Below are 10,795 nucleotides of genomic sequence, written 5' to 3' on the forward strand. Positions count from 1 at the left end.
CCATGCTGCGACACATCGTCATGTGGACCCTCAACGACCCGGCCGACGCACCCCAGGTCAAGGCCCTGCTGGACAGCTGCAAGGGGCTCGTGCCCGGCATGCACGAATTCGACGTCGGTATCAAGGCCGAGGGCCTGGAAGCCAACTGCGACGTCGTGCTCGTCTCGACCTTCGAGGACGCCGCCGCGCTGGCCGCTTACGTGCCGCACCCGCATCACCAGGGCGTGGTCGCGCGGATCCGCCAGATGGCGGCCACGCGCCACGTCCTCGACTACCTCGTCTGAATGCACAGAAGGCTCAAGCCATGACCGCTCCCCGCTCCGTCCAGCAACTCTTCGACCTCACGGGCAAGACGGCCCTGATCACCGGTGGCTCGCGCGGCCTGGGCTTGCAGATGGCCCATGCCCTGGGCGAGGCCGGTGCCAAGGTGGTGATCAGCTCGCGCAAGGCGGCTGATCTGGAACAGGCCGTGATGGCCTTGCAGGATGCGGGCATCGATGCGCGCTGGATCGCCGCCGATGCCGGCAAGCCAGACGACATTCAGCGCCTGGCCGATGAAACGCTCGAGCGCGTGGGCGATGTGGACATCCTCGTCAACAACGCGGGCGCCACCTGGGGCGCGCCGGCCGCCGACTACCCGCTCGAGGCCTGGGACAAGGTGATGAACCTCAACGTGCGCGGCTACTTCCTGCTGTCGCAAGCCATCGCCAAAGCCAGCATGATCCCGCGCAAGCAAGGGCGCATCATCAACGTGGCGTCCATCGCCGGCTTGGGGGGCAACCACCCCTTCATGCAGACCATCGCCTACAACACCAGCAAGGGCGCCGTCGTCAACTTCACCCGGGCCCTGGCGGGTGAGTGGGGCCACCTGGGTATCCGCGTCAACGCCATCGCGCCGGGCTTCTTCCCCAGCAAGATGACGGCGGGCACCCTGGCCGCGGTGGGTGAAGAGCGACTGGCCAGCGCCGCCCCCTTGCAACGCCTGGGCGACGACGAAGACCTCAAGGGCGTGACGCTGCTGTTCGCCTCAGAGGCGGGCAAGCACATCACGGGACAGGTCCTCGCTGTCGATGGCGGTGTCAGCGCCATCATCGGTGGCTGAGCGGGGGGGGGGCGCATGAGCATTCCGTTTTCCATCCGCATTCCCTTCATTGAGCAAATCGGCTGCCAACTGGAGCGCCACGACAGCGGCCACGCCGAGATCTCGCTGACGGTGGACGAAGCGCACACCAACTCCTTTGGCGTGGCCCACGGTGGCCTTCTCATGACCATGCTGGATGTGGCCATGGCCCATGCCGCGCGCAGCCACCGTCGCAATGCCCAGGGCGATGAGCCCGGGTTGGTCACCATCGAGATGAGCACACGTTTCATGCGCCCGGGCTTGGGCCGCATCCGAGCCCTTGGCGAGCTGATGCACGCCACCGCGTCGATGGCATTTTGTGAGGGCCGCGTGCTCAATGAAAAGGGTGAGGTCTGCGCCCATGGCACCGCCACGTTCAAGTACCTCCGCGCCTTGCCGGTCTCAGGTCGGCAGACGCACTCACTGTCGGCATCACCCTTGGGTGGTGCTGGCTCCGACTGACGCAGCCTGCGCTGTCCCTCTGGAAGAAGGTCGCCTCTCATGAGCCTCATCAATCGTCAGATCCATCTGGTGTCTCGCCCGCAGGGCGAGGCCAGCCCGAGCAATTTTCAGCTCGTCGAAGCGCCCGTGCCCGCCAGCGAGGCGTTGGCCGAGGGGCAAGTGGTGGTGCGCCATCACTACCTGTCGCTCGACCCCTACATGCGCGGCCGCATGAACGACAGCCGCAGTTATGCCGAGCCCCAGCCCCTGAATACCGTCATGCTGGGGGGCACCGTGGGTGAGGTCCTCCACAGCCGTCACCCCAAATTCCAGCCGGGCGATCAGGTGCTGGGCATGGGTGGCTGGCAGGAGTACAGCGTGGTCGACGCCTCGGTGCGTGGCGCTCTCCACAAGGTCGATACGCAGCACATTCCTCTGTCGGCCTACCTCGGCGCGGTGGGCATGCCCGGCGTCACCGCCTGGTATGGCCTCATGAAGATCATCACGCCCAAGTCGGGCGAGACGGTGGTGGTCAGCGCCGCCAGCGGGGCGGTGGGCAGCGTGGTGGGGCAGTTGGCCAAGGTGCGTGGTTGTCGCGTGGTCGGTGTGGCTGGTGGCCAGGACAAATGTCGCTACGTGGTCGAAGAACTGGGCTTTGACGCCTGCATCGACTACAAGCAGCACGCCGAACCCAAGGCTTTCTATCAGGCGCTCAAGGCGGCCACGCCGCAGGGGGTTGACGGCTACTTCGAGAACGTGGGCGGCATGATCCTGGATGCCGTCATGTTGCGCATGAACGCCTTCAGCCGCCTGGCCATGTGCGGCATGATCGCGGGCTACGATGGCCAGCCCACCCCCATGCAGAATCCGGCGCTCATCCTCGTCAACAGAATGAAGGTCGAGGGCTTTATCGTGAGCGAGCACCCCGACGTCTGGCCAGAAGCCGTCCAGGAATTGGGTACCCTAGTGGGCACAGGCCGTCTGAAGTTCAAAGAAACTGTGGCGCAAGGCATCGCGGCCGCGCCCGAGGCCTTCCTGGGTTTGCTCAAAGGCAAGAACTTTGGCAAACAGCTCGTCAAACTGATCTGAGATTCACTGGAACCCCCCACCATGTCCCATCTCACCCTCCAGGCCGGTGTCACCACGGTCGTCGTCACAGGAGCCGGTAGCGGCTTTGGCCTTGAATTGGCGCGACTCGGCGCCCAAAAGGGCCTCAATCTGGTCCTGATGGACGTCCAACAGGATTCGCTCGATGCCGTGGTGCAAGAGTTGCGCTCGCAAAAGGCCCAGGTGGCGGCGCTGCGCGGCGATGTTTCACGTCCGGAAGACGTCAAAGCCCTGGCAGACCTCTGTCTTGAGCGATTTGGCGTGCCTCACCTGGTCATCAACAACGCGGGCGTGGCCCATGGCGGCTTGATCTGGGAGCACTCCATGCGGGACTGGCAATGGGTGCTGGGCGTGAACCTGTATGGGGTGATTCACGGCGTGCACACCTTCACGCCGCTGATGCTGCGTGCCGCCAAAAAAGACCCCGCCTACCAGGGCCACATTGTCAACGTGGCGTCCATGGCTGGTTTGCTGAATTCGCCCAACATGGGCGCTTACAACGTCAGCAAGCACGCGGTGGTCAGCCTGTCAGAAACCCTCTACCAGGATCTGTCGCTCGTCACCGACCAGGTGCACGCGTCGGTGTTGTGCCCCTATTTTGTCCCGACCGGATTGCACCTGTCAGACCGCAATCGCCCCAGAGAGCTGCGCAGCGAAGGCAAGCCCACCCCCAGCCAGTTGATTGCGCAGGCCATGAGCACCAAGGCGGTCACCTCCGGCAAGGTCACCGCGGCACAGACAGCGGCCATGATCTATGACGGTGTGGAGCGAGGCAGCTTCTACATCTTCACCCACCCCAATGCGATGGGCTCGGTCCAGACGCGCATGGAAGACATCCTGCAGGCCCGCAACCCCACCGATCCGTTTGCCGGCAAGCCGGAGATCGGTGATCGTCTGCGTCAGGCCTTGAAGGAAGCCTCTCAGCGCTGACGCGGGGCGGGGCCCGCTGCCCGTCAGCGGGCGTCCAGTTCGCGGTGGCGTGACAACACGCTGCCGCGTCCTGCGAATCGCTTGACCAACTGCTCCACGCAGTAAACCGAGCGATGCTGCCCCCCGGTGCAGCCCAAGGCAACGGTCACGTAGCTGCGCTGATCACCTTCCAGCGTGGGCAGCCAGCGAAGTAAAAATGCCTCGATCTGCGCGATCAGTTCGGCCGACTCTGGCTGTGCAGCCAGGTAGTCGATCACGGGCGCATCACGTCCCGTCAAAGGCTTCAACTCCTTCAGGTAGAAGGGGTTGGGCAGCATGCGCACGTCGAACACAAAGTCGGCGTCCATGGGCACACCGTGCTTGAACGCGAAAGACTCGAACACCAGCGTCAACCGGGACGGCGAGGCTTGCACGATGTTTCGCATCCAGGTGCGCAGTTGCGCCGGGCGCAGCAGGCTGGTGTCGATCACCGTCGATCGATCCCTCAGCGGGGCCAGCAACTCACGCTCTTCGTTGATGGTCTCCATCAGGGCTTGTTCGACCTGGGACCAGTCCTGTTGCGGGCCTGACGGCGTGCTGTCGGTGGCGCGTTCGGCTGCGCTCTGGCGTTGTTGTCGCCACTGCGACAGAGGGTGGGGTCGGCGCGTTTCTGAAAAACGTCGAATCAGTGCTTCGGTGCTGGCGTCCAGGAAGATGGCACGTACCTGATGGCCCTCTGAGCCCAGCGCGCTCAGCACCGGCATCAGGTCTGGCAGCGAGTCCACGCTGCGCACGTCGACCGACACTGCCACCCGACGTTGCAAGGCCTTGGGTCGGGTCACTTCCAGATCGATCATGCCCCTGAGCAACTCTGGCGGCAGGTTGTCGACGCAAAAGTACCCCGCGTCTTCGAGGGCATTGAGCGCCACCGATTTGCCTGAGCCCGAAATGCCGCTCAACAACACGATGTCCAGGGTTGTCGTCATGCAGCCTCCAGCATGGCTTTGGCATGGGCCAGACTGGTGTCGGAGCCCGGTCCACCCAGCATGCGCGCCAGCTCGGCGACCCGGGTGTCGCCATCGACTGGCCGGATGTCGCTGAGCGTCTGTCCTTCGCGCAGTCGCTTGCTCACCACCAGGTGGTGATGGGCGCAAGCGGCCACCTGCGCCAGGTGGGTCACGGCCATCACCTGATGGTGTTCACCCAATCGCTGCATGAGGCGGCCCACGGTGTCGGCCACTTGCCCCCCCACGCCAGAGTCGATCTCGTCAAAGATCAGCGTGATGCCGTTGGCCGCTGCGGTCGGCTGTCGGCTTTGGCTGGTGGTCACGGCAATGGCCAGCGCCAAGCGGGAGAGCTCACCGCCCGACGCGACCTTGCCCAAGGGCTTGGGCGTGCTGCCGGCGTGTCCTGCCACGCGAAACTCCACCGATTCCAGCCCCCCGGGGTGCGGGTCATCCTGAGGCGTCAATGCCACTTCAAAACGGCCGCCTGCCATGCCCAGTTCCTGCATGGCGGCACTCACCGCCTCTGACAAGCGAGGTGCTGCCCGCCGCCGCTGTTGAGAGGCCGACTGCGCTTGCGTCAGCCATGCCTGATGTGCGTGTGCGGCTTGTCGCTCCAGCGCATCCAGGTCGGTGGCCGCATCCAGCACCGCGAGTTCTTGCTTCCAGCTGTCCAGCAACGCAGGCAGCTCGGCCGGTTGCCGACGGTGCCTTCTCGCCTGCCCCAGCCACTCTGACAGCCTGGCGTCCAACTCGGCCAGGCGCGACGGATCCAGTTCCGTGTGGCTCAGCACACCTTTGAGGTCTCGCGCAGCATCCTGTATGTGGGCCTGGGCATCTCTCAGCACCCCTATGGCATCGCTCAAGGCCGGAAGCAGGTGGGCCACGCCCTGCAACTGCTCCACAGCTTGCCCCAGTCGTTCATCGGCGCTGTCGTCGGCCTCCGAGACCGCTTCCAGCGCCTGGCGGGTGGCGTCCAGAATGGCCTGACCATGACTCAGAAGGCCATGTTCTTCATTCAGGGCATCCCATTCTTGCGGGGCCGGGTTGAGTTTGCTCAGCTCAGCGATCTGCCATTGCAAACGCTCTCGCTCCTGGTCCAGTGACGCTTGCCGGGCTCGTGCGTCCGCCAGCGCCTGTTGCGCCTGTTTGCGTGACTGCCACGTCTGGGCCAAGGCGGTTGCGTCCACGCCCGCATGCGCATCCAGCAGTTGCCTGACCGCCTCGGGTCGGGTCAGGCTTTGCCAGGCATGCTGACCGTGGATGTCCACCAGCCACGGCGCCAACTCCCGCAGTTGCGTCACGGTCGCGGGGCGCCCGTTGACCCATGCGCGACTCTTGCCCTGGGCATCGATCACCCTGCGCAGCATCAGCGTTGCGTCTGGCTCATTGGCTTCCAGGCCGCTGGCTTCCAGCCATGCCGCCAAGGCGCCGTGCTGCGCCGGCACCAGATCGAATTCCGCGGTGATGTCTGCCTTGGTGCAGCCCTCCCGTACCACGGAAGCATCCGCCCGGTTTCCCAGGGCCAACTGAAGTGCATCGATCAAGATGGATTTGCCAGCCCCCGTTTCGCCCGTCAGCACGGTGAAGCCTTCATTGAGCTCCACCTCCAGCTCGTCGACGATGACGAAATCACGCAAGGTCAGCCGCCGCAGTGCAGCCATGTCACGTCACTCCTTCATTCCAGCGCAGTTTGCGACGCAGGGTCGCGTAGTAGTTCCAGCCCTGTGGATGCAAGAAAGTCACCTTGTGCGCCGACCGACGCACCGTCACCCGGTCTCCATGCATCAGGCTGGCCAGCGACTGCATGTCGAAGTTCATGCTGGCGTCCTTGCCCGCCACGATTTCAATGGTGATGGTTCCGGCGTCCGACACCACGATGGGTCGGTTGGACAGCGTGTGGGAGGCAATCGGCACCACCACCCAGCCGCACAGCCCCGGATGCAGAATCGGCCCGCCCGCAGACAGGGCGTAAGCCGTCGACCCCGTCGGCGACGACACGATCAAGCCGTCAGCCCGGTAATTCGCGATGAACTGGCCGTCGACTTCTGCGCGCAGCTCCACCATGCTGGCGGTCGCGCCCCGGCTCACCACCACTTCGTTGATGGCATGCCCTTCATAGATGGTCTCGAAGCCCCCGTCCTTCAGGGGGCGAACGACAGCGCCTTCCAGCATGGCGCGCTCTTCGCGCTCATAGCGACCTGACAGGATCTGGGGCAGCGCGCTGGGCACGTCTTTAAGCTGTATGTCAGTGATGAAGCCCAGGCGCCCCTGGTTCACGCCAATCAAGGGCACGTCATAACGGGCCAGCTCGCGTGCGATGGCCAGCATCGTGCCGTCACCTCCAACGACCACCGCCACATCGCATTGCCGTCCGATGTCGGCCAACGACAGCGCCGGGTAGTCCGACATGCCCGTCGCCAGCGCCGTCTCGCTCTCCAGGCTGACATCCAGTCCCGAGCGAGCCAACAAATGGGCCACGTCTTCAAGCACGGGTCTGATTCCCCGAGCATGGTATTTGCCCACCAGGGCAGCATGTTGGAAGCGGCAGTTGGGCAGCGTTGGCATGCGCACGATTACACCACAGCGCCCTTGATTTCGGGCGCCTGATGGCGGTCACCTGAAAGAGGTGATTCACGGCCGCAGCGCGTGCCATAAAATGCAGAGGCCATGCTGGATGACCGTGCCAAGCACCTCCTGAGAACCCTAGTCGAGCGATACATCGCAGACGGGCAACCCGTCGGTTCTCGAACCCTGTCCCGGGCCTCTGGACTGGACCTGTCGGCCGCCACCATCCGCAACGTCATGGCCGACCTCGAAGAGCTCGGGCTGATCGCCAGTCCGCACACCTCTGCGGGGCGGGTGCCCACCGCACGCGGGTACCGGCTTTTTGTCGACACCATGTTGACGGCGCGCCCCTTGTCCCCCGAAGAGCGGGCCATGCCGCCGGACGCCTTGTTGCCAGACCAGCCCCAGCGTGTCATTGCCAATGCGGCACACATGCTGTCCAGCCTCTCGCATTTCGTCGGTGTTGTCACCGCGCCCCGAAAGCCGTCCGTGTTCCGGCACATCGAATTTCTCCGGCTGGGCGAGCGACGCATCCTCGTCATCCTGGTGGCGCCAGACGGCGACGTCCAGAATCGGGTGGTTTTCACTGCCAGAGACCACACGCAGGCCGAACTCATCGAGGCCAGCAACATGCTCAACGCCCACTACTCGGGCTTGTCCATCGAGGCCATGCGCGAGAGGCTCAAGCGAGAGGTCGACCAACTCCGCACCGAAATCGCCAGCCTCATGCAGGCCGCAGTACAGGCTGGAGATGACGTGCTCGCAGACAACACCGATCAGTTGGTGGTCGCCGGCGAGCGCAACCTCCTGACCGTCCAGGATTTCTCCAACGATTTGGGATCCTTGCGTCGCCTGTTCGATCTTTTTGAGCAGAAAACCCAACTCATGCGGCTCCTGGACACCTCCAGCCAAGCGGAGGGGGTGCAAATCTACATCGGCGGAGAAAGCCAGGTCGTCCCCTTTGAAGAGCTCTCAGTCGTGTCCGCGCCCTACCAGGTCAATGGCCAGATCGTCGGCACGCTCGGCGTCATCGGCCCCACCCGCATGGCTTACGACCGCATGATCGAGATCGTCGACATCACGTCTCGTCTTGTCTCCAACGCCTTGAGCCAGAACTGATCGCGCATTCAGCGCCCAGGCGCGAGAAGGTGCAACACACATCAAGCGATCTGTTTTTCAGATCCGTAATGGCCAATTAATCTGTTTGCCAAATTCATCCGGCGCCGCTAGCCTTGGGGGTGTCGGTGCCTGGTGCACCTTGGTTGTCCGATCTCATCCGCTTGCCATGAGTTCTTCCTCCACGTTCCAGCGCACCTCGTTCGTCCGTCGCGCGCTGCTCTCTATGCTTGGCCTGTTGGCGCTCACCGTGCTGGTCATGACCGCGCTGGTCATTCGACATGACCATCCGCTGGACATCCCGTCCGATCAATCCCGGTGGGATGCCTTGGCGCTGCCTGACGCCCAACCGCCCGCCGGACTCTCATTCACCACCTTCCTGACGGCTCAATCCGCGGGTGCGCCTGAGGGCCTCATCGTTGCCGGCGGCTCCTGGTTCACGCCCCGGCGCCCGGTTCAGTTCGCGGTGCTCATTCGCCACCCCAAAGGCAATCTGTTGTTCGACACGGGCCTTGGGCTCCGCCATGCGGAGCACTTTGCCGAAAACACATGGTGGCACCAGCAACTGTTCGCCTACACCATGTACACACCGGTCAAAACGCAGTTGACCCAACAGGGCATGGCCGACCTTCCGCTGCGGTGGATCGTGCCCTCCCACATGCATTGGGATCACATCGGCGGCCTCCAGGACTTCCCGGCCACACCCGTCTGGACCCCGCTGCGCGAGCGACAAACAGCAGCCCAGGGGCGGCCGCCGGCGTTCCTGGCAACCCAGTTCCAGGGCGTTCAGCACTGGCTGAACCTTGAGTTCACTCATCCGCCGGTGTTGGGCTTTGATCAGAGTCACGACGTCTATGGCGACGGCAGCGTGACCCTTCTGCCCCTGCCAGGGCACACTGCAGGACAGGTGGGCATGTTGTTGACCCTGCCATCTGGCCAGCGCTACCTGTTCACGGCCGACACCACCTGGACACTGGAAGGCATCCAGCGCCCAGCCGACCGCTCCTGGTTGTTGCGACAAGTGCTGCGCCTTGACCACAGCGAGCCTCAAAACCAGCAGGCCATCGTTCATCTTCACCAGATTGCCCGCAGATTTCCAGCACTGAAGGTCGTGCCTGCACACGATGAACGCGTGTACGAGACACTGCCTCGGTTCCCGCAGTTCGCCGATTGAGTCGCCCTCGCATGAACCTCAAACAGCTGCGCTATTTCTGCGCCACGTTTGAAACCGGCAGCACCACACTGGCTGCGCAACGATGCCATGTCAGTCAGTCGGTCATTTCTGCGGCCATTGCCCAGCTTGAGCAAGACCTGGGCTGTCGACTGTTTGAACGCCATGCGCGGGGGCTGTCGCCCAGCCCCGACGGCGTCAACCTTCATCGTCAAGCGCGTGCGCTGCTGGCAGACGCCGATCGACTGACGGCGTCGTTTCGCCAACGCGCCTGCGGGCCCCGTGAGCTGCGCTTGCATGTGCACCGCACCCTGTCCGCCGGGCTCGTGCGCACATTCGTTCAGCGATGGCTCTCCATCTCGCCTGAGGTGACCCTGACCCTGGTCGGAGAGCCGGAGGACGCCGACGCCAGCCTGACCACGCAGGACTGTGCCTCGCCGGCTCACCCGTTCACGCCCTTGTGGCCCGAGCAGTACATGCTCTTGTTGCCCACCAACCACGCCTTGCAAGCGCAGGCGCACCTGTCTTTGCAGCACTTGACGGATCAACCCCTCATCGAGCGCGTTCAGTGCGAACGCGCGACCATCTGGCACCATCAACTGGCCCTGTCTGGCGTTCGCCCCAAGGTCGTCGCCCGCGTGGACTCAGAAGAGTGGGCGCTTGAACTGGTCGCCTCAGGCTTGGGCATCACGGTGGCCCCCGTTGGCCCGCAACCCCGGCGCAACGATCTCATCTACCGTGACGACGTCGCCGAACTTCGATTGACGCACCGTGTGGTGGGCCTGTCTCCGCTCAGCCCCTCTGTGAGCGACATGCTGCCTCTGTTGTTGAGTCATGTGGCGGCCATCAACTTTGGACAAGATCAGCGGCCTGACCACGTGCGCCCCTACAATGCCGTCGCGCGTGGGCCGTTAGCTCAGTCGGTTAGAGCAGAGGACTCATAATCCTTTGGTCGTTGGTTCAAGTCCAACACGGCCTACCAGTTGCCACAAAGACACAGTGCCCAACAGGGTGCTGCAATTGTGGTTAAACTTGCGCCCTCGCAATCGCCGAGGCGCTCAACCAACCGGTCAGGCAGCCAGGCAAGCGAATGTAGTCGGCAAACAAAAAATTTTGTGAAGCTTGACAACAGAGCAAAAAACGGTATAGAATTTCGTTCTTTGCTGCTGACAACAACGGTTGTTGGCAACGTTCTTTAAAAATTAACAGCCGATAAGCGTGGGTGTTTGGGTGGCGATAAGCGACTCAAATACTCACGGAAGACGAAAAGAAAGATTGCTTGAAAGAGTGAGTTTTCTGATCAATTCCGAATGTGAGTGAGTTTTTAAACAGAGATTGAACTGAAGAGTTTGATCCTGG

11 protein-coding genes and 1 tRNA gene are annotated in these 10,795 nt (G+C 63.3%); 9 read left to right on the top strand and 3 right to left on the bottom strand.

All coding sequences use genetic code 11. The annotated features are described in order from the left end of the window. Nucleotides 1–2 precede the first annotated feature (2 nt). Genes WNB94_RS13045 through WNB94_RS13065 form a run of 5 tightly spaced genes read left to right on the top strand, consistent with a single transcriptional unit; the run spans nucleotide 3 to nucleotide 3,598 of the window. The gene (locus WNB94_RS13045) at nucleotides 3–284 is read left to right on the top strand and encodes a Dabb family protein (RefSeq protein WP_341390838.1); all 282 of its coding nucleotides are present in this window, start codon (nucleotides 3–5) and stop codon (nucleotides 282–284) included. 20 nt (nucleotides 285–304) lie between these two features. After that, nucleotides 305–1,102 (top strand): SDR family oxidoreductase, encoded by a 798-nt coding sequence (locus WNB94_RS13050; RefSeq protein WP_341390839.1) that lies wholly within the window; start codon nucleotides 305–307, stop codon nucleotides 1,100–1,102. Nucleotides 1,103–1,117: 15 nt separating this feature from the next. Continuing rightward, complete coding sequence (locus WNB94_RS13055) at nucleotides 1,118–1,582, top strand: PaaI family thioesterase (protein ID WP_341390840.1); 465 nt, start codon at nucleotides 1,118–1,120, stop codon at nucleotides 1,580–1,582. Between the two features lie 39 nt (nucleotides 1,583–1,621). Next, a complete protein-coding gene (locus tag WNB94_RS13060; RefSeq protein ID WP_341390841.1) occupies nucleotides 1,622–2,650 on the top strand; it encodes an NADP-dependent oxidoreductase in 1,029 nt (342 codons plus the stop codon). 21 nt (nucleotides 2,651–2,671) lie between these two features. After that, nucleotides 2,672–3,598, top strand: a complete 927-nt coding sequence (locus WNB94_RS13065) for an SDR family oxidoreductase (protein ID WP_341390842.1) — start codon at nucleotides 2,672–2,674, stop codon at nucleotides 3,596–3,598. A 23-nt stretch (nucleotides 3,599–3,621) separates the two neighbouring features. Here the strand turns inward: WNB94_RS13065 and rapZ are convergent, their stop codons facing one another. The 3 genes from rapZ to WNB94_RS13080 are packed head-to-tail and all read right to left on the bottom strand — an operon-like array spanning nucleotide 3,622 to nucleotide 7,149. Further along, nucleotides 3,622–4,563 carry an RNase adapter RapZ gene (gene rapZ / locus WNB94_RS13070; RefSeq protein WP_341390843.1) on the bottom strand — a complete coding sequence of 314 codons (942 nt, stop codon included), beginning with the start codon at nucleotides 4,561–4,563 and terminating at the stop codon, nucleotides 3,622–3,624. Further along, nucleotides 4,560–6,245 carry a DNA repair protein RecN gene (gene recN / locus WNB94_RS13075; RefSeq protein WP_341390844.1) on the bottom strand — a complete coding sequence of 562 codons (1,686 nt, stop codon included), beginning with the start codon at nucleotides 6,243–6,245 and terminating at the stop codon, nucleotides 4,560–4,562. The genes rapZ and recN overlap by 4 nt, the downstream gene beginning before the upstream one ends. A gap of 1 nt (nucleotide 6,246) precedes the next feature. Then, on the bottom strand, nucleotides 6,247–7,149 hold the full coding sequence (locus WNB94_RS13080) for an NAD kinase (RefSeq protein WP_341390845.1): 903 nt from the start codon (nucleotides 7,147–7,149) through the stop codon (nucleotides 6,247–6,249). Between the two features lie 102 nt (nucleotides 7,150–7,251). On the opposite strand from WNB94_RS13080, the gene hrcA reads away from it, so the two are divergent. From hrcA to WNB94_RS13095, 4 genes are all read left to right on the top strand, one after another. Further along, nucleotides 7,252–8,268, top strand: coding sequence for a heat-inducible transcriptional repressor HrcA (hrcA, locus tag WNB94_RS13085; RefSeq protein ID WP_341390846.1), 1,017 nt, complete (start codon nucleotides 7,252–7,254; stop codon nucleotides 8,266–8,268). 166 nt (nucleotides 8,269–8,434) lie between these two features. After that, complete coding sequence (locus WNB94_RS13090; protein WP_341390847.1) at nucleotides 8,435–9,439, top strand: MBL fold metallo-hydrolase; 1,005 nt, start codon at nucleotides 8,435–8,437, stop codon at nucleotides 9,437–9,439. An 11-nt stretch (nucleotides 9,440–9,450) separates the two neighbouring features. Then, nucleotides 9,451–10,380, top strand: a complete 930-nt coding sequence (locus tag WNB94_RS17200) for a LysR family transcriptional regulator (RefSeq protein WP_445819073.1) — start codon at nucleotides 9,451–9,453, stop codon at nucleotides 10,378–10,380. Beyond that, nucleotides 10,342–10,418, top strand: a tRNA-Ile gene (locus tag WNB94_RS13095). The genes WNB94_RS17200 and WNB94_RS13095 overlap by 39 nt, the downstream gene beginning before the upstream one ends. The last annotated feature ends 377 nt before the right edge of the window (nucleotides 10,419–10,795 follow it).

The organism is Aquabacterium sp. A3, from assembly GCF_038069945.1.
Lineage (GTDB): Bacteria > Pseudomonadota > Gammaproteobacteria > Burkholderiales > Burkholderiaceae_C > Aquabacterium.

Bases quoted from the DNA above. Each gene is read 5' to 3' on its own strand.
- WNB94_RS13045 (WP_341390838.1), top strand. From the start codon at position 3: ATGCTGCGACACATCGTCATGTGGACCCTCAACGACCCGGCCGACGCA.
- WNB94_RS13050 (WP_341390839.1), top strand. From the start codon at position 305: ATGACCGCTCCCCGCTCCGTCCAGCAACTCTTCGACCTCACGGGCAAG.
- WNB94_RS13055 (WP_341390840.1), top strand. From the start codon at position 1,118: ATGAGCATTCCGTTTTCCATCCGCATTCCCTTCATTGAGCAAATCGGC.
- WNB94_RS13060 (WP_341390841.1), top strand. From the start codon at position 1,622: ATGAGCCTCATCAATCGTCAGATCCATCTGGTGTCTCGCCCGCAGGGC.
- WNB94_RS13065 (WP_341390842.1), top strand. From the start codon at position 2,672: ATGTCCCATCTCACCCTCCAGGCCGGTGTCACCACGGTCGTCGTCACA.
- rapZ (WP_341390843.1), bottom strand. From the start codon at position 4,563: ATGACGACAACCCTGGACATCGTGTTGTTGAGCGGCATTTCGGGCTCA.
- recN (WP_341390844.1), bottom strand. From the start codon at position 6,245: ATGGCTGCACTGCGGCGGCTGACCTTGCGTGATTTCGTCATCGTCGAC.
- WNB94_RS13080 (WP_341390845.1), bottom strand. From the start codon at position 7,149: ATGCCAACGCTGCCCAACTGCCGCTTCCAACATGCTGCCCTGGTGGGC.
- hrcA (WP_341390846.1), top strand. From the start codon at position 7,252: ATGCTGGATGACCGTGCCAAGCACCTCCTGAGAACCCTAGTCGAGCGA.
- WNB94_RS13090 (WP_341390847.1), top strand. From the start codon at position 8,435: ATGAGTTCTTCCTCCACGTTCCAGCGCACCTCGTTCGTCCGTCGCGCG.
- WNB94_RS17200 (WP_445819073.1), top strand. From the start codon at position 9,451: ATGAACCTCAAACAGCTGCGCTATTTCTGCGCCACGTTTGAAACCGGC.